Annotated in this window: 16 protein-coding genes; 5 read left to right on the plus strand and 11 right to left on the minus strand. The window is 48.3% G+C overall.

Annotated features, from left to right (window positions below; all coding sequences use genetic code 11):
• Positions 1 to 100: 100 nt before the first annotated feature.
• The 5 genes from ACQ76X_RS03515 to ACQ76X_RS03535 all read left to right on the plus strand — a co-directional run bounded on the left by ACQ76X_RS03515 (position 101) and on the right by ACQ76X_RS03535 (position 4,417).
• A complete protein-coding gene (locus tag ACQ76X_RS03515; RefSeq protein WP_038595188.1) occupies positions 101 to 916 on the plus strand; it encodes a DUF6492 family protein in 816 nt (271 codons plus the stop codon).
• A 14-nt stretch (positions 917 to 930) separates the two neighbouring features.
• A complete protein-coding gene (locus ACQ76X_RS03520) occupies positions 931 to 2,259 on the plus strand; it encodes a sugar phosphate nucleotidyltransferase (RefSeq protein ID WP_438491535.1) in 1,329 nt (442 codons plus the stop codon).
• 99 nt (positions 2,260 to 2,358) lie between these two features.
• The gene (locus ACQ76X_RS03525; protein WP_076113804.1) at positions 2,359 to 2,898 is read left to right on the plus strand and encodes a PadR family transcriptional regulator; all 540 of its coding nucleotides are present in this window, start codon (positions 2,359 to 2,361) and stop codon (positions 2,896 to 2,898) included.
• 86 nt (positions 2,899 to 2,984) lie between these two features.
• Positions 2,985 to 3,683, plus strand: a complete 699-nt coding sequence (locus ACQ76X_RS03530; protein WP_438491537.1) for an ABC transporter ATP-binding protein — start codon at positions 2,985 to 2,987, stop codon at positions 3,681 to 3,683.
• A 17-nt stretch (positions 3,684 to 3,700) separates the two neighbouring features.
• A complete protein-coding gene (locus tag ACQ76X_RS03535; protein ID WP_438491539.1) occupies positions 3,701 to 4,417 on the plus strand; it encodes an ABC transporter permease in 717 nt (238 codons plus the stop codon).
• 110 nt (positions 4,418 to 4,527) lie between these two features.
• Here ACQ76X_RS03535 and ACQ76X_RS03540 read toward each other — a convergent pair whose 3' ends face one another.
• The 11 genes from ACQ76X_RS03540 to uvrA form a co-directional block, all read right to left on the minus strand.
• Positions 4,528 to 5,985 (minus strand): hypothetical protein, encoded by a 1,458-nt coding sequence (locus tag ACQ76X_RS03540; protein WP_438491541.1) that lies wholly within the window; start codon positions 5,983 to 5,985, stop codon positions 4,528 to 4,530.
• 176 nt (positions 5,986 to 6,161) lie between these two features.
• Positions 6,162 to 8,126 carry a serine hydrolase gene (locus ACQ76X_RS03545; protein ID WP_438491543.1) on the minus strand — a complete coding sequence of 655 codons (1,965 nt, stop codon included), beginning with the start codon at positions 8,124 to 8,126 and terminating at the stop codon, positions 6,162 to 6,164.
• A gap of 632 nt (positions 8,127 to 8,758) precedes the next feature.
• Entirely contained in the window at positions 8,759 to 9,634 is an 876-nt protein-coding gene (locus ACQ76X_RS03550) for an alpha/beta hydrolase family protein (RefSeq protein ID WP_438491545.1), read from the minus strand.
• A 213-nt stretch (positions 9,635 to 9,847) separates the two neighbouring features.
• Positions 9,848 to 10,366: a hypothetical protein gene (locus tag ACQ76X_RS03555; RefSeq protein ID WP_438491547.1), complete on the minus strand. Its 519-nt coding sequence runs from the start codon at positions 10,364 to 10,366 to the stop codon at positions 9,848 to 9,850.
• A 403-nt stretch (positions 10,367 to 10,769) separates the two neighbouring features.
• Positions 10,770 to 14,315 carry an alpha-amylase family glycosyl hydrolase gene (locus tag ACQ76X_RS03560; RefSeq protein WP_438491548.1) on the minus strand — a complete coding sequence of 1,182 codons (3,546 nt, stop codon included), beginning with the start codon at positions 14,313 to 14,315 and terminating at the stop codon, positions 10,770 to 10,772.
• 668 nt (positions 14,316 to 14,983) lie between these two features.
• Entirely contained in the window at positions 14,984 to 18,469 is a 3,486-nt protein-coding gene (locus tag ACQ76X_RS03565; RefSeq protein WP_438491549.1) for a glycoside hydrolase family 2 TIM barrel-domain containing protein, read from the minus strand.
• A 35-nt stretch (positions 18,470 to 18,504) separates the two neighbouring features.
• Complete coding sequence (locus tag ACQ76X_RS03570) at positions 18,505 to 19,329, minus strand: Nif3-like dinuclear metal center hexameric protein (protein ID WP_438491551.1); 825 nt, start codon at positions 19,327 to 19,329, stop codon at positions 18,505 to 18,507.
• Positions 19,330 to 19,341: 12 nt separating this feature from the next.
• Entirely contained in the window at positions 19,342 to 21,417 is a 2,076-nt protein-coding gene (locus ACQ76X_RS03575) for an alpha-glucuronidase family glycosyl hydrolase (protein ID WP_438491553.1), read from the minus strand.
• Between the two features lie 185 nt (positions 21,418 to 21,602).
• Positions 21,603 to 21,734, minus strand: coding sequence for a hypothetical protein (locus ACQ76X_RS03580; RefSeq protein WP_438491554.1), 132 nt, complete (start codon positions 21,732 to 21,734; stop codon positions 21,603 to 21,605).
• Positions 21,735 to 21,901: 167 nt separating this feature from the next.
• Positions 21,902 to 22,237 carry a hypothetical protein gene (locus ACQ76X_RS03585; protein ID WP_438491556.1) on the minus strand — a complete coding sequence of 112 codons (336 nt, stop codon included), beginning with the start codon at positions 22,235 to 22,237 and terminating at the stop codon, positions 21,902 to 21,904.
• Positions 22,238 to 22,253: 16 nt separating this feature from the next.
• Positions 22,254 to 25,100, minus strand: coding sequence for an excinuclease ABC subunit UvrA (uvrA, locus tag ACQ76X_RS03590; protein ID WP_438491558.1), 2,847 nt, complete (start codon positions 25,098 to 25,100; stop codon positions 22,254 to 22,256).
• Between the last annotated feature and the right edge of the window lie 159 nt (positions 25,101 to 25,259).

Below are 25,259 nucleotides of genomic sequence, written 5' to 3' on the forward strand. Positions count from 1 at the left end.
GTTAAGTTATCTTTACGGTGATCTATGCCCGGTCATGAAGTGAATTCTCGGCATACATTAGTGCAGACGCTCATGTCAATTTGTGCACGGAGATGAACCTATGTCAGCAACTTCAGCAGGCTTAAGTGTTAGCGGTCCCGCGATAGATGTCCTTATTCCGGCGATTGAAAAGGACCTGGCGACCCTCCCTCATGTGATCGACAGTCTTCGCCGCTATGTCCGCCATCCCATCAGCAATATCTATATTGTCTCACCGAACAGCAGCAAGATCAGAAATCTGTGCTCACGCAAAAACTGTATCTTTGTCAATGAGACCACCGTTCTGCCGTTTACTAAAAAGGACATCCGTTATTCCTCCTCCCGCTGGAACCGTTCCGGCTGGCTGTACCAGCAGCTGCTTAAAATGAACGGTGATCATATTTGCCGGGAGAGTCATTTTCTGGTCATTGATGCCGATACGGTGCTGATTCGTCCCCACCGGTTCCGTACCGGGGGAAAGAGTATCTTTTATTGCCGCAACTGGAGCCAGCCGGAATATTTCCGCACCTACCGGAAGCTGCTGGGTACTGCAGCCCCTTCACCTAAATCCTTTGTCACCCATTACATGCTGTTTGAGAAAGCAAAACTGGCCGGACTAAAAAGAAAAATCGAAGCCCGGCACGGGATGTCATGGCATGCCGCCATTATCCGCAGTATCGACAAGAAGAAACAGTTCGGCTTTTCCGAGTTTGAAACCTATGCCAATTATGTATACAGCGGAAACAGCGCCGCTGTGATATTGAAAAATGCCAACAATAAGTCTCTGAAAACCTCAGCCGCTTCTCTGGGAAAAGCGCAGATTCGGAAGTATGCCCGTACGTACCGTTCGCTTTCCTTCCATCAGCGTAAAGGATATTCCACTCCACCCAAGCATTAAGGAGGCAGACAGCCGTGCATACCATTCTTTTATGCGGCGGTTCCGGACAGCGGCTGTGGCCGCTGTCCGGACGGATCCGTTCCAAAATGTTTCTAGAGCTGCTTCCTGCACCGGGCGGAGGCACAGAGTCTATGCTTGGACGGGTATGCCGCCAGCTCAATCACTGTGGACTGGGTGAATCGGCGTTGTTCGTGACGCATAAGGATCAAATGGCTCTGACCCGGCGGTATACCGGAAATGGATACCCGGTAATCGGGGAGCCTTATAAGCGCGGTACTTTCACTGCCGCCGCGCTTGGGGCGCTCTACTTGCACTCCACCGGAAAAGCTAAACCCGAAGATACCCTATGCGTGGCTCCGGCGGATATGTTTGCGGATGATGCATTCTTCCGTTTATTTCATCAGTTCACGGATACATTGGCCGCCTCACAGGCAGACCTTGTTCTGCTTGGGACAAGGCCCACCCATCCCTCGGACCAGTACGGCTACATTGTCCCGGGAAAGGGGACGACTTCCGCCTATTCGCCCGTCATTTCTTTTGAAGAAAAGCCGGTCATCTCCAGAGCCCGTGAGCTGTTACGGGAACATGCGTTATGGAACTGTGGAGTTTTTGCTTTTTCACTGCGCTTTATGCTGTCGCATCTGGAACAAATGGGGCTGCCTATTGACCTCGCCGCATTTACAGACGCGTACCCCGGATTTCCGGTCCGCAGTTTTGACAAGGAAGTGGCTGAGCGCAGCAGCAAAGCCGTCGTGCTGCCGCATGAAGGCGAGTGGCGTGATCTGGGAAGCTGGGAAACACTGACTGCCCAGCTGAATCATCCCGTGATTGGTGCAGGGGGCATTTGGGGAGAGTCGGGTCATACCCACATTGTCAATGAATTGAACATTCCGCTGCATGTGATCGGCGTACCCGGCATAGTTGCTGTAGGAAGTCCCGAGGGCATTCTGATTGCCGGCAAAGCAGAAGCAAATGCCATTAAAGAAATCCTCCAAGACGTTTCCGCTGCACAGAGGTATGGGGAAACTGAATGGGGGAGCTTTACCGTGCTGGACGAGGCAACCAGCGGTTCGGGGCTTGTGCTTACAATTAAATTGTCCCTGCTGCCGGATCATGCCCTGCCTGAAATGCCCTGTCTTCATTCCAGCAAGAGCTGGATGATAGTGTCCGGTTATGGAGAAGTCGTTCTGAACGGATCGGTTGCTGCGGCCCGCGCAGGTGAGATATTTACAATGGTTCGGGGAGATCGGCATGGAATCAGGGCTTTCACCGCCATGAAACTGATTGAGATACGGACTCTCGAAGAACAGAATGAAGATGACGATAGGATCTACGACTCCTGATCAGGAATGAAAGGGTTATAACCGGATCACAGATCAACTTGACAGAGTCCACTAGTCATTGTACAATATTCAACGTTGAGTATTGGAGGTGGAAAACGGTTGACACGATTACTTGTACTTGGAATGCTGAATGTTCAGCCTATGTCTGGTTATGATGTGCAGCAGGGGCTGCAGATGACAGATGCGGAACGCTGGGGTGGGGTGCTGATAGGTTCTATTTATCATGCACTGAAAAAAATGGAGCTGGAGGGTTATGTTGCGGTCACAAGCATTGAACAGACCGGGCATCGCCAAAAGGCGATTTACACCATTACTGAATCCGGAAAACAGTATCTGCAGGAGCTGATCAGTGAAGCGCTAAAAGCTTCTTCTGTGCTATACCCTTCGAAGATGTATTCCGGTTTATCCTTTTATGAAAAACTGTCGCCGGAGGAATGCCGAAGAGCATTAGAACAGCAACGCAGCACTCTACAGGACGAATACGACGCTGTGAAGCAAGGCTTTGAAGCCAAAGATGCAGCCATGCAGCATAACATCCCTCCAATGGTCATGTTGATCATGGATAATATGTTCGCCATTATCCGGCAGCAGCAGGATTTTGTTGAAAAGGCGCTAGCGCTTTTGGATACGCAGGAATAAACACTCTCCCTCATAACTGAGGGAGAAAAAAATGCCCCAATACTCAACGATGAATAAACAATGTGAAGTAAGGGAGAGTGGAAAGAATGAACCTCATTGAAGCCAAAGGTATCCACAAGCAATTCCGTAACCGTGAGGTAGTAAAGGGAATTGACCTGGAAATTAGGCAAGGAGAAGTTCTTGCTCTGATTGGCACAAACGGAGCCGGAAAATCAACCACCTTGGCGATGCTGTTGGGCATTTTGCAGCCGGATTCCGGCGAAATCACACGCTGGAGGGACGATTACCGTGCGCATTTAGGTGTGCAGCTCCAATCGACTCCATTTTTTGAAGGATACACAGCTGAAGAGAATCTTGCACTTTTTGCTGCACTTTATCATGTGAAGCTAAGCAAGGCGCAAATACGAAACAAGCTGGAGGAATGCAACTTAGCAGATGCAGGAAAAACACCAGCCGCCCGTTTGTCCGGCGGACAGCAAAAGCGGCTTGCCATTGCAGTCACTGCGATACACAATCCCGATTTAATTGTTCTTGATGAACCAGCGGCTGGGCTTGACCCCCGGGCACGTCAAGAGATTAGAAGAATGATTGAGCGGCTTGCCGGGAACAAAGTGACTGTGCTGTTCTCCTCTCATGATATGGAGGAAGTATCCCGTATCGCCGACCGCTTGATTTTGATGGACAACGGACAAATCATTGCTGAGGGACAACCGGAAGACTTGTTGCAGCAATATCATGCTGAAAAACTGGAAGATCTATATCTTCAGTTGACCGATAATGCTTAGATTGGGAGGAAAATACAATGAAAACCATCTTCAAACTTACGCTTAAATCAGCAACCCGTGATCCATTTTTATTATTTTGGTCGATTGTGTTACCGATAGGCGGAACCATTGGCTTGGGAATGTTTATACAATCTCCGGATTACCCTGAGCGCATACTAACCGGCATGATGGCTGTCAGCATTTTGTTCTATTCGTTTATGACCACATCCTTCGCGGTCCTGACACAGCGCCGAAGAGGTGTATACAATCTGCTGCGTGTAACCCCTATGTCTCTTTGGAAATATATATGCAGTATTTCAGGGGCATGGACACTGACTTCTCTTGTGTGCGCAATCCTCGTATTAATATCAGGTATTTTTGTTTTTGAGCTTAATATTGCAGTACGTTCGATTGTTGCATTGGTACCGGTGATAATTATCGCTACAATTGGCTATGTTTTCCTGAGCTTTTTTGCTGCCAGCCTGAGCCGGACGGAGAGCAATGTAAGTATCCTAACGAATATGATTACCATTCCGCTATTGCTTTGCAGCAGCGCATTTTACTCCTTGGATAATGCCCCGGGCTGGGTGCAGACGCTCAACCGGATTAACCCTTTTCAATGGTTTATCAACGGATTACGCAATTCTCTGGCCTTGGAGTGGTCCGGCTACTTTATAAGTATAGGGCTATTGTCATTGGTGGGAATTGCCACCTTTTTATTGGCATTAAGAACATTCAGATATGCTGATATATAAGTATCCCGCAGACCGAAACAGCGGCAGTCCAGACATGAAAAACACGCCCAAAATGCCGCTGTTTTATTGCTTTATCTTTCTCCGTCTGTTACAAAAGTCTTTCTTTCCGCTTATTGCTTTTCGTTTGCGTCTTTTACCAAGAAACCCAGCAGACCTTTGGCATAGGGCTCTGGTTGACCCAATACTTCTACGGGGGTACGGTCAATAGCGGTTGTCATTTTAATAAATGACCTTATCTGCTCATCCATAAAATCAATGTCCAGCTTGTCTAAATATCCGTTGGGTCCTGTTGCACATAAATAGTCTGGTGCTGGAACAAGTGAGATATTCGGTATCCCGGCGTCAAATAACGGTTGCCCCTCGCCGAAATGTATATTGTTTATCGGTTTCAACGTTATACTTCTCACTTTAGTTCTTCCCTTAAGCGAATCCAAATAAATTGTATTCATCATCTCATTTGCTGTATACACAAGTTCAGTTTCAAGATTTCCGGTGTCGCTGTATTGGTTATTCTCCTGATTATCTTTCCACTCCTTGCATCCCAAGTGCTCCAGTGTAAGACCCGCCACCGCCTTCTGATGGCCTCCTACTCCGTCCCAGAGCTCAGGATGATCATGCAGCCAGCGTGTAGTGGCTTGACCCTGTATGCCGAATTGCGGAATTTGGAAGTGGCCTGTGACGAATACAAACACTAAGTCCCTTTGACGCTGTTCCAATGGAAGCTTTGAGAAATACTCTGCCATCGCCAGCAGCCCAACCCCTCCGTTTTCCTCACAGGCATTCGGTCCGTCTGTATGGGTATTGATCAGGATATTTTCGCTTCTATTCGTCCCGGGAAGAATGGCATAAAGCGTATCGCTATCTGCATTTTCCTCGATTTCAGCTTGCAGCACTAAACGTGCTTTAGCATGCCGGAGGGCTAACTGCTTCAATTGATCTCCTGTGTTCCCGTCTACCCATAGAGCCGGACAATCTTTAAGTGCAGTTGTGAATGGAAGGTATTGCCCCCTAACGTTTTCTGCGGATATCTTTTTCCAGACACATATCACGCCTAACACTCCAGCTTGTTGTGCCTCTACTAGATCCGGACCTTTCATTAAAGAACTAACAACAGAATTTCTTAGTCCGAAAGGAAGCTTTGCGCTTTTAGGAAACGAGGTTCTTTTTCTAAGTGCTACCGAAGAAGGAAGTTTGGAAACGCTCACTTCCACAATCGCTATTTTTCCAGCCGCCTGTTTGAAATTTCCGGGTCCTGAACCACAATAGATCAGTTCACCCACAACGCCATCCTCTGTGGTTGTTCCTGAATAGGGGTAGTAGGACGTAACGGGATATTCCTCTATGCCGCCATGTTCCGCCTGCACAGATAGACTCCATTGCTTCGCTTCCCATTTTGTGAATAAATGCTTGTCCCGGTTGACTTTCAGTCCCATGTCCGTTAATTCTTGTTCGAAAAAATCAATTAGCTTTCTATGTGCCTTATTTCCAGTAAATCGCGGGCCTACTCTATTCAGCTCTTCTTGCCAATACCATAGCTTTTCTTTGTCAGGAAGGATGTTGCTATTCATAGTACATAGCTCCTTTTTGCTGTAGCTCAACTTAATACTTTTCTTCATCACTATTTCCAGTATAAAGGTTGAAGTATACTGCAAGGTCAAGCTCCTCTTAAAATTAAAGACCCGCAGAGGGAGGGGGCATCCATCCCTTCTGCGGGTCTTGTTTGTATTTCAGCATCGCTTTTACATTAGAACAAATTCTGAATAAGCAATCCCATCAGCACAGCAGATTCTTGATTTAACAGTGAATCCTTCGGCCGATATTGTACTGTTCCATTTGTTACTGCAACATCAGGACCATAAAGATGAAGGCCCACTACGAATTGTACACCTTCGGAAGCCCAAGGGCTGACATCCTCGCTTAGCTCAGCCTTTACAGGTTCAACCATTAAATTTTGCTTCACCAGCCTCCATATCATAGTTGCTGCCTGCTCTCGGGTCACAAGCTCATCCGGGCGGAAGCTTCCATCCGAAAATCCCGATACGACTCCGCTTTCAACTGCAGTCTGAATAACTGCCTCATACGGATGTCCCTTAGTATCACTAAACTGGCTAGGCCTTGTAGAAAGTGGGAAATCTGTAAACTTGAACAACCGGGCAATAAATTTGCCCCTTGTCATAGGTTCTTCCGGCTTAAATGTATCCTGATTCTGCTGAATCACACCCAATTGAACGAGCTCATAAATATATTTTGCGTAAGGATGATCCTCTGGAACATCAGAATATTTCGCAGGCTCAGGAAGCTTCTCAGACCAACTCCCCGCTTTGTTGTAGGAGAAGTATTTCATGTTACCGTCTTTATCCGCTTGGAAGCCGGCAGGTAATCCCTTATCATCATAGAACAGCAGATCCTTCGACTGGCGTAAGACATGCTCTCCCAAAGGATCTGACACCAGCAGAGTTCCGTCACCGGCCTTAATATCGTAGGTCCAGCCAGGCATACTCAAATCTCGATATAACCCTTCGAATGGATGCAGTTGCTCTTGCGTAGGCTTCGGCGTTTTTATCACAGGACTTATCCCTTTGTCAGGGAAATAGCGGTTCATAAACTGCTCAAAGAAGGGGGCCCGAAGGTTGCCTTTATCAGTGTTAAATGCAATGAATATTCCCGTATTCTCTTCAGGCAGCAACCATAAATTGCTATGAAATCCGGGTAAATCGCCCCCCTTCTCGACGACAGTGTATCCATTGTAAGATGACGGATAAATAGTCTCCAGGCCATAACCGCTCCCCGGAATATCGGGATGAATAGTCACACTGTTCTTCTCCATCTCCAAGACTGAATCTTTCGTTAAGATGCGTTTAGAACCCATTTGTCCATAGTTAACCATCGCCTGAAGGAATTTCGCCATGTCACTGCCTGTTGAGAACATGTGTCCTTCCGGACCGCTGTCAGGGATATTGGGTAGCTGTGCTTGAGGTTTCAGTGTAACATCATAGGGGGTAGCAATGGCCTTCTTTACCTCACTGTTGAACAGCACATTACTGTTATTCATACCTAAGGGTTCGAACAAGCCCTTTTTCATATATTCTTCAAAGGATGAGCCACTCACCTGTTCGATAATGTAGCCCAGCAGAGAAAATCCATAATTGTTATATCTGTAGACTTCACCAGGTTTACGGGTAACAGTAGGCACTGTTGCTTTTACATAATCCTCCAAGCTGTAGGCTTTAGCAGGCTCAAGGGAGCCCCCTAAATCAAAACCCGAAGTATGAGTCATCAAATGCTTAAGAGTAAGCGGGGACCCTGTTGGATTCGGAATTTGCAGATGAGGCAAATAGCCCTGTATATCCTTATTCAAATCAACCTTGCCTGCCTCAGCTAACTGCATGATCCCCACAGAGGTAAGCAGCTTGGAGACGGAAGCCAGACGAAATACGGTCTTATCTGCATCGAAAGGTTTCTTGACGGCAACATCAGCGTAACCGTAACCTTGGTTAAGCAATACCTTGCCATCTTTAACCACAACAACTGCAGCTCCTACAAGCTGTTCTTGAATTTCTTTCTGTTTGAAAAATTGATTGGTGAATTCCTTTACATCTGCCTGTTCCAACTTTGCGTCTGAGCGCTGAACGGGTTCAGCTTTCGCCATTGCTGTTGAAGGCAGTATAAGCAAGGTGGCAAGGGCCAGCCCGAGGATTTTTTTCATCATAAATCTCCTAATCGTAGAATTGGTTAGTACTGCATAAGCAAAGGGTCTAAATAGTTTGTCCGTAGGTTTCAACTATGATGTCATCTGGTAACTCCCTCCTTTGTCTGCATCGGATCCTATACCCTTTCTAGTTTACTCAATCAATTCTTAACAATCTTTATTTGATTCTTAACTGTTTCTTAAAAACGCAGCCCAAAGCATTTTATGGTAGTATCTAGGATATAGGAGGGGGTATGGATTATATTCTTTAAAAAATTCAGTTTCTGGTTACCGCTGCTCTCTTTGATCTGTTGCTTCATTAATATGTCTGGAAATGATGATAAAAACTTGCTGCTGGCTTTCACCAGTCCGTTACTTTTATGGTTTGAACCTCAGTTGACGGATTTGCATCAATCTATGAAAAGCGAGCTCCTTTGGAAGTTTGTTCTGTATGGAATCCATTTTTTCTCATGGCTATTTATAGCGCTTCTTATAGATTGGGGAATCTCACGATACAGAGCGGCTAAAAATAACAATTAACCGAAGGTTTTTTGGAGTTCGTGATGCGATATTTGGAACGTAAAAAACCCGCCGGGCACTTTGTTAAGTACCTGGCGGGTAATTTATGTGCCCTACATGAGAAGTAACTTTGTTTACGATTCCACAGCAATGCACCCTTGTCCGTTAATAGGAATAACAGTATCGCTATGTTGCTGCAGTATAAGGCTGAGCCTCTCTTTATTTCCAGACAAGGTTTCGTTGAGAAAATGAGCAATGCAAGTTCCGACAATAGCATAAATCGGGATCGAATGGAGATCACCGTAGTGCAAGGGAACATCCGAGAACGACATATGCTGAGCACCCGATATTCTGTAGAAATGTCCATTTTGTAGTACATCCGCCGCATATTGCTGCCCCTGGATATAGTCATGAGCGATCGTTTCGTTCATGATTGCAGCCATCGCTTCATAGGAAGAAGCTTCTTGCCTAAGAATCAGTGAAGGAGTGGAGACGGCAATCCCCTCCCTATGTATGAGGTGAAAGCTCGGGTCAAGCAGGACAGTTGCCTTGATGTCTCTATTTTGTTTGGCTACCTCGAAGATCGCAGCTCCGCCTAACGAATGACCTACGGCTATAACCTGATCCAGATTCAGCATGCCTTTTAAAATATCATCAGAATGATTAAATGAGGTTAGCTGCTCCAAGGTTCGGATAATACTTTGGGACCGCTGATCCAGCAGTTTATGCCATCCCTCATAATCAGTACTCTCCAAACGGGACAACTCGGGCTGTTGACGGATAAACTGACCCTCCGGGTAAACCGTGAACACAGATTCGTGCGGCGCACTGAGGGTAACTACGATGTAACGTTGAAGTACAAGGATCTCGATCATCTTCAAGTACATGTCCCGCTCGACTCCAAAACCGGGTGAGAACAAGATGACGGGGTACGGACCGCTGTTCTCCTCCATGGGACCATTTACGATCAAATTGCTTATTCCTTTTAGATTGGAATGATTTACACCCATCTGTTCTAATACCTCCCTTGCCTCCCCTTGGCAAGGACTATAAAGCTCAAAGAAGTCTGTTAGATATGCACCTTTTGTTGCGGGATAGAAAATGCTAACTGCGATTTGTGTCTCAATAACCTTCACGATTCTACCAATCAAGTAAACTCCCCCAACCGTCATCAAGACTATTAATAATTCCCTTTATTTTACCATACCTCATTGTACTAAATTCTATTCCAGGGGGATCATGGATCGAGCCGAGGCTTCATATTCTTGGGGGATGAATGGTTTAGCTGAAGAATAATTCAAGTAGGTATCCCCTATTTTAAAATATAAAAAGGCCACGCTGCTTTCATTTTCCGGAATCCATTTACCGGTTACTTCATCGGTAAGCTGCACTTCTTTTTCATCGCCGCCCTCGACAGCAGGCCCAATCTCTTCTTCAGATTGAGCAATAGCCATACGCAGGAATTTAAGGATTAACGTATTCCCTTTCACCTCTATATCTTCAAAAGAATCGTCCGGCCCACCGCCGATTGTAGGGATATACACTGTTTTAACTCCAGCCTTTTGAGCCGCTGCGAGAATCTCCTTCTTCTGCTGATCGGTATATGTCAAAGTATTGATTTCACTTTCTGTTGTAGAAGGAGAAACTGTATTATTCGGATAATTAGACACGTTGCTGCATCCTCCCAGCACCAGTACTGCTAAACAGCTCACCATTAACCATTGTCTTGTTGTATATTTCATGATTAGTCCTCCAGACTTGATCATTGTTTTCTATATAGATTGAATTTAAGATTTCCTCATTTGGGCGAGGACGTAACTACGGTGAATATTTGGACTTTCGGCCGCTGTTGTCCCCAGATTTCTTGATTTAAACCGCCATATGCGGTGGAAATCCGGTGACAAAGGCGGTCGCTACCGCTCCTACAGTTCCAAAATCCCCCTCCGTTACTTTTGCCCTTTTATGTAGTTATTAAGTTCATTCTATATATTTTAGAAGTATAGACTCCAGCCATAGTCGATAAGTTTCATAATGTTTTCAATTATAATAAATTTTTGTAAATTACTTTGCACAAAAGTGTAGAAGCACCCTCAGTACGGTGAAATACCGGCTGAGGGTGCTTCTTTTAATAAGACATGCTGTTGGTTACTTCAGGTAGGTACCCGTCACTCCAATTCCGCCGCTGCCGTTTAATACATACACTCTCGCATTTCCTTTACCGGAGCATGTCAGCGTGATCGTGCCGTTGGTAACGGTTTTGGAATCGCCGGTCACCGCATCTACGTAAGTCCCGTTCGGAATTCCGGTAAAAGTGGCATTTCCCGAAATCGTAACCAATGCAAAGCTGTCAATGCCTTTGGCGTTGTCAGTATATCTTCTCTTAAATGCCAGGTTGCCCGATACATTCTCTGTAGAATACTGACCTTTCTGCAAAGCAGGAACCGCTCTTCTGATTAGATTGAGCTGTCTGATATGTTTGGCCAGAGGATAGTTGAGCGAGTCCGCAAGTGTGCCGGTAGCATTGGTATATCTGCCGTAATCTTGTACCGTAACACTGCCTTCAATGTGGTCGCCGTAGTAAGCGCGGCCTGTTGTGCTGAGCGGTGCGTTTGGACCTACATCGATAACGGACCCCTTTTTGAATTCAATTTCAGAGCCATAGAAAATAGCGGGGATTCCCCGGAAAGTGAACATCAGAGCGAGATTCTCAGCCCAAGTGTCCTGTGTACCGGCAAAGCGCTGATTTTCCGGAGCCTGGTCGGGAGCATAGTCATGAGAGTCGATGTAGGTTACGTTCCAGGTTGCATCGTTATAGAATTGGTCACCGCTTTTCATACTGAATGCTTCCTGTGCTGACTTGAAGGCCCAATGCATAGGGAAATCAATCACATCCATACCCGATTTCATCGAATAGTCAGGCGCATGATAGGTATTGCCGATCAGGAAAGCATTGTTCGAGGTAGGCTGTCCTGCTGTAGTCGAGTTATCTGCCCACTCCTGTTCAACTGACGCTTTATTGGAAGCGTAATCATTTGTATTATCGCCCGGATACGATTTCGAAGATTTCCAGGTATAAAATGGTGTCGAAATTGCCGGAATCCCGCTGTTCCATACATCTCTGTAGCGGGTGGCCACTTCACCAAAGATAAAGAAGTCCGAGCCGCCTCTTGTCTTCCAGGCAGGAATAAAGTATTTATTAAAAATATACCGGCTCACATGCTTCACTGTATCGAGACGGAAAGCATCTACACCCATATCAATATATTGGTTATAGGAGTCTATCAAATACTGGTCAACTACAGGATTCTCCGTGTTGAGGTCGACGCAGTCTCCGGCAATCTGTCCTGTCTGTACGGTATAAGATTCCCAGGAAAGACTTTTCTCCGTATGGTAAATGTTATTATTTGTCCCCTCTGTCTTCATTAAGGCAAGTCTTGCCTGATATTGCTGATCGGGTGTCATGGAATCATAGTTTGCCGGCAGCTTATCCGTTATTTTGAGCATGTTGTTAACGGTGTCCGGCTTGGTCTCATCTTTCTTGAACATGGGGAACAGATTCTCTTCACCGAAATTACCGGTATGATTAACGACGATATCCTGAATAACCTTCAACCCTTTGGCATGGGCCGCATGGATCAGCTCCTGATAGGAAGCGCCTGCCGATTCATACCTTGGGTCTACTTTGGCAAAATTGATTGGGTGATAACCATGATAATCATAACCGCTCGCATTCTCCACAACAGGTGTAATCCAGATGGCACTGAATCCGAGAGCTTTGATGTAATCAAGCTTTTGAATCAGCCCCTTGAAATCGCCTCTCCAAGCCGGGTCCGAATCCGGATTATTCGCCTTGGCATCATCCCATGCATGCACGTTGTTGCTCGGATCGCCATCATAGAACCGCGAAGTGATCACGAAATAAATGCTGTCTTCCCGGAAATCTCCCGACTTTCCAATGTTGTAGACAAAGCTTTGCGTGGTTTGATTGCCGGCGCCGTCTATCATTAGAAACTTCAAAGTGGTGGTTTTGGAGATAAGTATGGAAGGGCCAGTCAAGCCGGTCAGTGCATTGCCTGAAATATAGGCTTTAGAACTTGCGGATGGTTCCGAACCATCGTCTGTGTAGTATGCCCTCGTCGTTGCTGCCTTGTTATCTTTTATCGTGAAGGATACAGTGACCTGGGAATCGGAATGCCCAACAGGCAAATTCGCTGTGATTGTCGGGGCTTGAAAATCGGCATTTAAGTCAATCACATAAGCGAAAGAGACTACATTTCCTGCTTGACCCAATGAGTTCACACCAAAGGCCTTGATGGTCAAAGAGGAAGCCACCTGAATTGGCGAGGTATACAAAGCCGATGCTGCCGTAGGTGTTGAGCCGTCTGTTGTATAGTAAATTTTATCGCCGCTATTGGTACTGGAAAGTTTCACTGTCTGGGCAGAATCGTATGTTTTCGGCGCAGGAGAGACTGAAACCACTGGAATTTTGGGGATTTCCGGGTTGGTTTCATACCACACGTTATCCGTGTAATACCAGGACTCCTTCACACTGCGGGACAAATCGCCCGTCTGTTTACCGCTGCCGTCATTAAAAATAAGATTCGCGCCCGCGGCATCAGCAATGGTATAGCTGTACCAGTCGTTCCCATCCGACTTCATCAGAATTCCCGGCCATGCCCCGCTTGTTGGAACGGTTGCCGGACTCAGATTCCAATAATGGATTCGCATCGCTGAATTCCAGCTTGATGGTTTCTTAATGTGAACCGTTACCCCGGCTGCGGTAGCTGTGGGTGTCGGTGTTACGGTTGCCGTCGGTGTTGCAGTGGGTGTTGGTGTTGCAGTTGCTGTCGGTGTTGCAGTAGGTGTCGGTGTCGGTGTTGCAGTTGCTGTCGGTGTCGCAGTTGCTGTCGGTGTTGCAGTGGATGTAGGTGTTGCTGTAGGTGTCGGTGTTGCGGTGGCTGTAGGAGTAGCTCCAGGCGAGACGGTCACATAGTCGATATTAATGTTTCCAGTATCAGTGGAGTCGTATTTGTAGGCAACCGTATTATTTCCGGCCTGCAAGGAGAGCGTTTCTGTCTGGTCGCCCCATGTATCCCAATTGGCCAAGCTTGGCAAAGTTGTCTGTTTTACTTTTATTCCATTGACATAAATGGAGATGTTTTTGGCGCTGCCCGTTGCATTCGCATAGCGAAGAGTGACATTATAGGAGGCCTGACTGGACGCCTGGACGCTGAAAGTTGCAGCTGCTCCGGAGGCGGTGTATCCATCCACAAACCCGGTCCCGGAATATCCGGTGTGGTTTGAATTTACTTTTGCGCCTCCAGACAAGCCTGCGTTCTCGGCTTCGTATTTCCCGGTAACCGGAATGGTGACCGTCCAGTTTTTCCCGCCATTGCTATCCCAGTAATCTGTCGGGGCCGTAATATGATAACAATAAATTAGTGTGGCACCCTCCGGCACATTGATGTTCGTCGTAAATGTGGTCCCATTCCTGGCCATGGCCGTGTCCACAGTATTCGTCCAGTTATTGGTAGTCCAGTGCAATGTCACAGCTGTCGCTGTAGAACTTGTATAGGTGACCGTATAATCGGTATCGCTGGCCGAAGCCCCTCCTGATAAGCCGAATAAGCTGAAGCAAAGCGCAAAAATAACCAACCATGAAACTAATCTCCGAGCTGTTTTTCGTGCCAAATAAACAACCTCCTGATCTAATTTTAATAGGATAACGTGCGCAAACGTTTGCATTAAAGAGAAAAAAAAGAAAATCTTCTAATATGACAACATTGGTCCATTGATCTCCTCCTCTGTAGGTAATTTGGAAAGATCCATCATGTGTATACGCTTACAACTAGAGTCTTCGAGAAGCATCCGCTACGCTGTTACACAGAGTTTCATATCTCCAATGAATTTTCCTGTTATGATTATAGTCTCCATACTTTTCCAGGTCAATGAATCTCTTTGCCTATTAATCTGTCGCTATAGCTACAAAAATCTCCGATATATTCGTCCCGATTGTCGATTATTAAGCTACACTGTCAACAATTGTTGGGTCAGCAGTCCTCCCCTTTCCACATGCACAAATAAAAAAACGCAAGACCACCGCCTTTGCGGGTATCTTGCGTTTTTTTGAGTTATATAGATTGAACTTAAGAATTACATGTAGGGAAAAGTGGCGGAGGGGAATTTTGGAACTGGAGGAGCGGTAGCGTTCGCCTTTAGGTTTGGATTTCTACCGCGATTCGCGGTTAAAATCAGGAAATCCAAACCTAACAGCGACCGGAAGTCCAAATATTCTCTGTAGTCACGGCCAACCCCATAATAGAAGAATTATAAGTTCAATCTATATAACATTTATTGTCTTAATCAGCAGAAGGCCGGAACTGAAACCACTGGAAGTCAAACCTGCTGCCTGGCAGGAACAAGAAGGTTACTGTCCGGCTGCCACTTACAGGCTCAAGGATAAATTCCCGCTCTGTGTAGCCCTCTGAACCGGCAAACTCCACAAGCTGCTTGGATTCGCCCCCGGGACCGCTGAACAGCAGATGAAGCGTATTGTTCTCAAGTGCAGAGCGCCCGCAGATTACAATCCGTGTACAAACCTGCTCTCCAAAGTCCATGCCGTCAAACACAAGAGAGACATTGTTCCCGATGCCTTCGATAGCTGTCTCCGTGACGTTGAAGGTGTCTCCGTAAATCCGGCTGTTCTCAAGAGCGGCGAGCCGTTCGTAGGCTTTGCGCTTGTGGACAAAGCGGAACCCTTTCAGGTGTATCTTCCGCCGCAGGACAATGGAGAGGGAAGTGATGCCCGTCAAACGTTTGGGCAGCATGTAGGTTTCCTCCTGATATACATTCCATTGTGACGGCTTCTGATAGGTTACGATGGACAGCAGCCCGGCCCCCGGCTCTCCGGGAATACCTTCCCAAATTTCAATCGGGAACTCTTCGCCGTCCAGGGAGAAAATAGGAAGAATGATTTCATCCGCCCCATAGTCGCCGAAATCAATCCGTTCAAAACAGATCCGGCTCTCCCCTTCCCGCGCCGTAGCAACGCCGCGATCGTTGCCGTTGGTCAGGTTAAGGCTGGCGCCGCTGTGATAGCCGGCGGATATAAATTCATAGGGGTCCAGATAAGCTTGGCCTAGCCCGGTGAGCTTGAATTCCATTTGCGAATAGAGCCGAATCCCATCAGCACCATTAGCAGTGCCGCAGCGGATGTACACATTCCCATCTCCAAGACCGGTAATGACCGCTTCATGACCATTCGCCTCAATAGTCGCTATATTGGCATCTATCCCTCCGGCATTGGTAATGCGCCACTCTACATCCTGAAAGATAGCATTCTCCGGATGAAGCTTCACACGAACCGGAAGCGCAGGATGCTCCGCAGTAAGGACATTGCCCTCAGGACAGATCAGTTCCAGCTTGCGCACAGGAATTTCCGCAGCCACCCTGCTCTGAATTTCTTCCGGTTCTTCCCTTGCCTCCAAAGGACAGTCCGCATAGAGGTATAACCCGTCTTCCGCAGCAGTTCCGGGCTCTGGTGCTGCGGACTGCAGCACCAACTCGGCGGAAGGCATTTCAGGAGAAGAAGCACGCAGGGTGATCGTGCCCGTCTCCCGGGTGCCGGCAATCACAGCGAGCAGCTTGCCGCTGAACATTTTGCGGCTTACACCTTTGTATGGATCGTAGTCGGTGCTGTCGCCATTATCCAGACCGACCAGACGTCCGGGGCCTTCTATACTAAGGCTAACCCGGTAATTGGCGTTTGCCACCGGAAGACCTTCCTTGTCAGCTGCGGTAATCGTAACAAAGATCAGGTCCTCACCATCAGCCGTAATTTGCTGCTTATCGGGAGTCAGGACCAGAGAGGCGGCATCGCCAAAGGAGGATTGCTGCTCCGTAGCGATCACATTACCCAGATCATCATAGGCAACTGCACGAAGAACACCAGGAGAATAAGGCAGCTGCCATTCTCCAAGCAGCTTGTGGCCATTGACATGATCAATGTCATAGGTACCTTGGGATACATCATTGAAGAACAGCTCAATCCGCGGAGCATTCGAGCAAACCCGGACATCAATGAGCTGCCCCTCCGAGAAGTCCCAGTACGGGAAAATGTGGATCATCGGATGGGTTCTGTAATCCGTCCATTCCGCCTGGTAAATGTAATAAGCATCCTTCGGAAACCCTGCCGTGTCCAATTGTCCGAAGTAGGAGTTTTTGGTGAAATACGGAGTCGGCTCTCCTATATAATCGAAGCCGGTCCACAGAAACTGTCCGAGAGAATAGGTGGCATCACGGTCGGCCGTGATGCAGGCCTCCGTGCTTTTAGCCCCCCAGCTGGTTGAGCTGTTGCCGAGGGAGGAGCACTGCTGATCATCGTCGGCCAGCACTGACTGGGCCAGCGGGAAATGGTAGATACCCCGGCTCTGTACGGTTGAACAGGTCTCACTGCCATAGATGATCCAGTCCGGGTGCTCCTGATGCTGGCGGTCATAATATTTCTCCCCGTAGTTGTATCCCGCCACCTTGACAATATCGGCGCATTTCTGCGCATTCTCCCAAGGCATGTAGTTGGAGCCAATCGTTACGAAGGCATTGCCCCGGGGATCGTGGGTGAGCACTTCCTCCTGCAGCTGCCTTGTAACCTCCTGGCCGCGGGCAACGGCATGGGTGTCGTAAATCTCATTGCCGATGCTCCACATGATAAGGCTGGGATGGTTGCGGTCTCTCCGCACCCAGCTGGCCACATCCTTCTTCCACCACTCCGGGAAGAAACGGGCGTAGTCGTAGGGAGTTTTGCTGCGCTCCCACATGTCGAAGGCCTCCGAGACGATAAGCATGCCCATTTCATCCGCCAGTTCCATGAGCTCAACCGCAGGCATGTTATGCGCGGTGCGGATGGCGTTCACACCCATTTCCTGCAGCAGGACGAACTGCCGCCGCAGCGCAGCCTTGTTGACGGCAGCGCCCAGACAGCCAAGGTCATGGTGCTGGCACACACCGTAAATTTTGACGTGGTTGCCGTTCAGGAAGAAACCTCTCTCGCTGTCCAATTCCACCTGACGGAATCCGAAGCTTTGCCGTTCTTCTTCGGTAACTTCATCCTGATCCAGCAGCTCCGTCTGGACTGTATACAGACAGGGATTGCCGATATCCCAGAGCACCGGCCGGTCCACGGTCAGACGGCTGTGGGCATGAACGATAAGACCGCCGCCCTGCGCAGGGAGCGCAGATTCCCCATGTGCGATTGCCGTTCCGCCCGCGTCCAGAATGGCGTGGCGGAGCTTCAGGCCTGATGTTTCCGCTCCTTCTTCCACCTGCAGCTCGCAGTCCACATCGACTGTCCAGGCTTCGCCGCCCGCATGCCGGGCGGCAATATAAATGCCATCGGGCGCTATATGAGTCTTCGGATAAGTCTTCAGCCACACAGAGCGGTAGATCCCGGCACCGGAGTACCAGCGGGAATTGGGTGATTCGTGAATGACACGCATATTAATCGTATTGTCTCCCTCTATCAGATAAGGGGTAATATCGAATTCAAAGGTGGAGTATCCGTATTTCCATTCGCCCGCCACATGTCCGTTCACGTAAAGCGTAGAATTCATATACACTCCCTCAAAACGCAGGGACAGGCGGCTGTGGGCTGGCACTTCGTCCAGAGTGAGGATTTTGCGGTACCAGCCTTCTCCGTTTTCATAGAGCTCTTGAGTGTTGTAGATCAGCCAATCATGAGGCAGCGAAACCGGCATCCAGTCCGCATCGGCGGCTACCTTCACCAGCTCCGAATGAAGCGGCTGTTTACTGAAATGCCAGCCAGCATTCAGTTTTCTTTTGATACTCATATGGATAAGATTCCCCCCGTTTGTGGATTCACTCTCTATACGATTTGAAACAACGGCTGCTCTTTGACAAAGTGGACTGGCAGCTGTGGAAACTGTGCCGTCAGCCGCTCTGCCAGATAACTCATACCGGGTGCTTCGCTCTCTGCATGGCCCAGCATAATTAAGGCTTTACCCCGCCCTTGATGGGCTGCGTCCCTTATATACTCTGGAGTCTCCCACTCCGGCCCTTCTCCGGCTATGATTAAATCAAGGGACTCTTGTTCAAATAAGGGGATCGCCGTGGCACCGCTGCCTCTGTAACCGACCAGTATTCCCACTCTGCGGCATGAAGTTGAGAGGCTGCCTGCTACACGGACGTAAGGAATTTGAAGCTGCTGTTTCAGATATTCCGCTACCTCTGACACCTCCATAGCAGGGATAGCCAGAATGGACGCTGACGGCTGATGCGCGGATACATATTTCTGCCAATCAAGCGCCCGGAGCAATCCCTCCATAATTCCATCCGGTGTATAACGGTGTAGGTAATCATGAAACCGGAAAATCCCCAATCCCGTGCTTGCAATCAGATCAGCTTTTTGCTTATATACAGGGTCATGCATGAGCCAATCCCGATTATCGTGATGGCTGAAAAAAATGCCTTCGTGCGTAATTATCAAATTGGCGCCCAAGGCGACAGCCTGTTCAATGACATACTGTGAGGAGGAGAAGGCTGTAACGATTCCCTGCACCTTTGTCTCCAGACACCCTGGCTCAAGCTTGTCTACAGTTCCGTCCGGTATATCAATTCCTGCCGTTAATGTATCTATAATGAGCCCGAAGGTAGTCAATTCTTTCCTTTCAACGCCCCCATATTTATCCATGGCCGTTCCCCCTCAGTAAATGACCCGTTTGCTGTTATCTTCGATGCCGCTCTTCCGGTAAAAGTACGTATTGATCTGGTCGCGCCATTCCTTGGCATGACTGGCCTGCTCCTTCAGGCGGTCCTCCACCTGCAGGTAAAGACCTTCTGCAACCTTGTCCTTCAGACTGGTCCACATCGACAACAGCTCTGATGCACGCTCCGCACCTTCGAAGTGGGCATCATAAATATGCTGGATCACGGTTTTCCCGGAATGAAGCACATGGGTATACGGAACATGGTGGAAGAACAGCAGCAATTCATCGGGACATTCCTCCAGAGAATCATAGTGCTCAGCATTGCTGCCTAAATATTGGGCACTGTAGCCAGTGCCTGTCTTAACCGTCCGGTCTACGCCGATTCCCCGATGGTCGGCATAATGATAGGTGCCCCACTGCGAATATTCATAGCCGTCGACATTCGGTCCATAATGATGCTCCGGATTGATCATCCAGCCTACGCCCAGCGGTGCCGTGTAGGATTCATAAATCTCCCACGATTCAAGCAAAATCCGGCTAATGACGCCTGATACTACCGGGTCTGTGCCAAAGGTCAGCGAGATCCATTCACTGGCGATTTGCTCTGCCGTCAGCTCCGGATTCCAGGCCAGACGTCCGTATCCGTATAAATTCGCCTGTGCCAGCAGATGGCCGGTCCAATTCTTGTCATTGCCCACATTGGAAACCGCTGCAATACCACTGTAACGGTTGCCCCACAGCGATCCATCCACGATATGCTTTACGGGGGAAGCCTCTCCTTTGGCATAGGTGTTGAATTCCATGATCTCTTTCCATTGGGGGACCAGATAACAGACATGACGCTGCTGGCCGGTATATTCCTGGGCAATCTGGAATTCAATCACCTGATTGGTCCGCTCCAGCGCCCCAAACAGTGGCGATACAGGCTCTCTGACCTGGAAATCCATCGGGCCGTTCTTGATCTGCAGGATCACGTTATCGTTAAATTTGCCGTCGAGCGGTTTGAAATGGTCATAGGCTGCTCTGGCCCGGTCGGTCTTGCGGTCCCGCCAATCCTGCTTGCAGTTATAGACGAAGCAGCGCCAGATCACGATTCCGCCAAACGGTTCAAGCGCTTCGGCCAGCATGTTGGCCCCGTCGGCATGGTCCCGGCCATAGGTGAACGGACCCGGGCGGTTCTCCGAATCGGCCTTGACCACAAATCCGCCAAAATCGGGGATGGCTGCATAGATTTCGGCTGCTTTACTCTGCCACCACCTGCGTACTTCAGGGTCCAAGGGATCGGCTGTCCCTACTTCTCCTTCATGCATCGGACCGGCAAAATTAACGCTCAGGAACAGCTTGATCCCATATAGCCTGAACACATCGGCGATTCTTGAAACGTCGGGCAGGTACTTCGAAATAAACAGCGTTTCAAGAGCATGGACATTCACATTATTGATCGCAATGGCGTTAATGCCTGCCGAGGACATCAACCGCGCATAATCGCGGATACGCTCCAGGTCGTCCGTGAAACGGTTGTTTTCATACAAAAACGATCCTCCCGAATATCCCCGCTCCACACTGCCGTCAAAATTATCCCAATGGTTGATCATCCGCAGCCCATTTACTGGATTGACTACCTCGTCCAACCCTTCAATGCTCTGCAGGCTGCCGATCAGACGCAGCAGGTGAAACACACCATAGAGAACACCCGCCGGTGATGAAGCGCCTACTGCAATGCAGTCATTTTCTTCACTGGATCGGATCGCAAAGCCTTCGGGGCCCACCTTTGCAAGGGTATCTTCAGCAAACAAACTGGAAATTAATTCATTTCCTCCCTGGAAGGTGCCGATGGCAATACACAGCCCATCCGGTTTGGATGACACCTTTATGCCCAGCATTGATTCAATACCTCTTTGCCATTCCTGAAGCGCAGCCTGAACCGTATCGTTCTCTTCGGCAACCTTCACGGCCCCGCACCATTTCACGTATTGATGATATGCGTTCCCTTGCGGCAGCACCGGATAGCTTAACCAGGCATTGTATCCACTGTCAGCAAGTGTATGTTTATTATCGTTGGATGCTTTCATATGCAGAATTCCTCCTTGTTCGGTGAGAATTTTCTTCATCCTATCACGAGTCCGGCAACCGGGGACATTGTCAAATCAAGCATATATTTACCCAAATCAAGCAAATACAAAAAAAGATGAGGCAAAGCCGTTTATGCGGCTTACCTCACCTTTATGTTCAAACTACTGCCTGTCATTTCAATATTTCAGTCTACCTTTGCACCATAAGAGCGCATAAAAAGAACTGCTTGCTCTCTGTCCATCCGTGCTCCCCGGATATTCAGCGTCTTCAAATCAATCCCCTCAAGAATGGCCCCCCGCAGGTCGGCATCCTGCACCTTGGCTCTGCTCAGAACTACCCGCGTCAGGTCACAGTCCCTTAGATCAGCTTTTTGTCAGATCCGCATCCGAAAAGTCCGCTTCAAAAAAACGAATCCCCCGCAAATTCCTGATCCTCATACTGATACATACGATAATTCCTCCGGATTAATAAAGTTCCTTCTACTTAAATTTTCTTCTTCCGCGGCGCTGCTTTCTTGCGGGCTTTGCTCTTTGCTGCCAGCTTTTCCTCAGCCAGCTTATGGATTTCTTCTATACGAAGCTGCTCTTGGCGGATCTTTTCTGCCGCCACCTGCTCCCTTTTCAATTGTAAATCTGCAGCAGCTTGTTCCTGAAAAGAAGGATTGGCTGTTTTCAAATAGCGCTCAAAGGCTTCCGGGTACAGAAAGCTTTTTTCACCAATGGCGTCAGAAAATAACACGCTTATCCGTCCGTCGATATGGCTGACGACAATTCCAGGGCCATACCCGGTATGATAGATTTGTTCATTTACCCAGTTCATTGCGGCAATGCTCCTTTCATCCACTCTGCACACAACTTTTATCCAGCTCTTTTTTTAAATATTGGCCTGTATAGCTAGTTTCAACAGAAGCTACCTGCTCCGGTGTGCCTGTGCATACAATCGTTCCGCCTTCCGCTCCACCTTCAGGTCCCAGATCAATGATGTAATCTGCATTTTTGATCAAATCCAGATTATGTTCAATAACGACTACGGTATTGCCCGCATCGGTTAACGAATGCAGCACATCAATCAATTGATGCACATCTGAAAAATGCAGCCCGGTCGTCGGCTCATCCATGACATAAATAGTAGACCCGGTAGCCGGCTTCAGCAGCTCTGCTGCCAGCTTTACCCGCTGCGCTTCCCCTCCGGATAATGTGGTGGACGATTGCCCGAGTTTAATATAACCGAGTCCGACGCTGCAGAGTGCCTCGATCTTTTTGCGGATTTTAGGAATATTCTCAAAAAACTGAACTGCTTCCTGAGCCGTCATTTCCAGTACATCCGCAATACTCTTGCCTTTATAGCGGACCTCAAGCGTTTCACGGCTGTATCTTCGCCCTTTGCAAATGCTGCAGGGCACATAGACATCCGGGAGAAAGTGCATTTCCACCCTAATCAGCCCCTCGCCCGCACAAGCCTCACAGCGGCCCCCTTTTATATTGAAGGAAAACCGTCCCGGGCCATAAGCACGAATCTTCGCTTCATTGGTGAGCGAGAACAGCGTGCGGATATTATCAAACAAACCTGTATAGGTGGCCGGATTGGATCGCGGGGTGCGTCCGATCGGTTGTTGGTCGATATTGATGATCTTGTCCAGATACTCCAATCCTTCTATGTTCAGGTGAGCTCCGGGAACGGTATGAGCCCTGTTGAGCGATGCTGCCAGCTTTTTGTACAGGATTTCGTTGACCAGACTAGACTTTCCTGAGCCTGACACCCCTGTGACACAAGTGAACGTACCGAGCGGAATCGACACATGAATCCCCTGCAAATTGTTGGCGGCTGCCCCTGTAATGGTTAGCTGTTGCCCAGTTCCGGCACGGCGCGTTTCAGGTACGGGGATCTGCTTTTGCCGGGAAAGATACTGGCCCGTAATGGAGCGGGACTCCGCCAGGATGTCTTCAAGTCTCCCCTGCACAACCACTTCACCGCCATTCGTACCGGCATAAGGACCAATGTCCACGATCCAGTCCGCCTGCCGTATGGTATCCTCATCGTGTTCCACGACGATTAAGGTGTTGCCGAGATCGCGCATTTTTTTCAAAGCCAGCAGCAGGCGGTCATTGTCCCGTTGATGCAGCCCAATCGAAGGCTCGTCCAAAATATACAGTACCCCCATCAGCCCGGAACCGAGCTGCGTCGCCAGACGAATGCGCTGGCTTTCACCGCCCGATAAAGTTCCGGCAGCTCTGGAAAGCGTTAAATAGTTTAGCCCTACGTTGTTCAGGAACTGATACCTGGAATCAATCTCCTGAAGAATAGAACCGGCAATCTTGGAATGTTCCCTCGACAAGCTCAGATTTCTAATCAATTGCAGTTCCGCGTCAATGGATAACCTGCAGAATTCCGATATATTCAACCCATTAACAGTAACTGCAAGAACAACCGGGGACAGGCGGTCACCGTGACAATCCGGACAGGGTAATACGGACATGTACTCTTCAATTTCTTTTTGCATCGCCTCAGACTGTGTCTCGCGGTAGCGCCGCTCCAGATTGTTCACAATGCCTTCAAAGGATTCTTTCACATATTTTCTTAAGGCTTCACTGGGATGATACACTTCAAGCTTCTCTCCACGGGTTCCATACAGCAGCGCATCCAGTGCTTCTTCCATAAGCTCGCCTAGCGGAGTGTCGAAATCGAAGCCATACCTTGCTCCGAGCGCTTCATAGTACATTTTGCAAAAGGAATTACTCTTGACATTGTTCCAGCCGTTAGCCACAATCCCGCCTGAGTTGATCGAGCGGCTTTTATCAGGAATAACCTTGCCCGGATCGACCTTCAAATGCGAACCCAAACCCGAGCAGGCCGGACAAGCCCCCTCATGATTGTTGAACGAGAACATACGCGGGGATAACTCCGGCAGTGAGATCGAGCAGTAAGGGCAGGCATAGGTTTGCGAGAATAAGGTTTCTTCACCGCTGCCGGTTTGTCGAATAACGACCAGATCGCCAGAGAGCGACAATGCCGTTTCCAGGGAGTCTGACAGCCTTTGAACATCTATATCCTTCACTATCAGACGATCAATCACAATTGCGATTTGATGTTTTTTATTTTTGTCCAAGCGTATTTCACCGGATAAGTCATGAACCTCCCCATTCACCCGGACCCGGACATATCCATTTTGTTTGGCCTGTTCGAATACATGCTGATGCTCTCCTTTTTGGTCACGGACGACGGGAGCCAGTATTTCGTATTTGGTTCCGATAGGAAGACTGCTGATCTGTTCCACAATCTGATCCACAGATTGGCGTTCAACCCTTCTCCCGCAGGAGGGGCAATGGGGAATTCCGATCTTGGACCACAGCAAGCGCAAATAATCATAAATTTCCGTAACTGTCCCCACTGTTGAACGCGGATTGTTTGAAGTCGTCTTTTGCTCGATGGCTACCGCAGGTGAAAGTCCGTCGATAGAATCGACATCCGGCTTGCCCCTAAGCCCCAGAAATTGCCGGGCGTAGGACGAGAGCGATTCCACATAACGCATTTGTCCTTCGGCATACAACGTATCAAAAGCCAGACTCGATTTGCCCGATCCGCTTACCCCGGTAAAAACTACGAATTGGTTGCGTGGGATGTTAAGACTGACATTCTTCAGATTATTTTCCCTGGCTCCGTGAACACTTATATATTTATGCATAAGGCCTCCTAATTTGAACAAAAAAAACACTTTTAAATAAATTCTATCATATGCATGTCAAGGGTTTTTACCATATAATGTTATTTATTTAGATTTTATTTTTTTATTAAAATAGGTTTGAACTATATTTTTCAGGGAAAACGCTTTAATTTGTTCACC

Origin of the sequence: Paenibacillus sp. IHBB 3054 (assembly GCF_051594305.1) — a bacterium.
In the GTDB taxonomy this organism is placed as follows: Bacteria; Bacillota; Bacilli; order Paenibacillales; family Paenibacillaceae; genus Paenibacillus_AQ.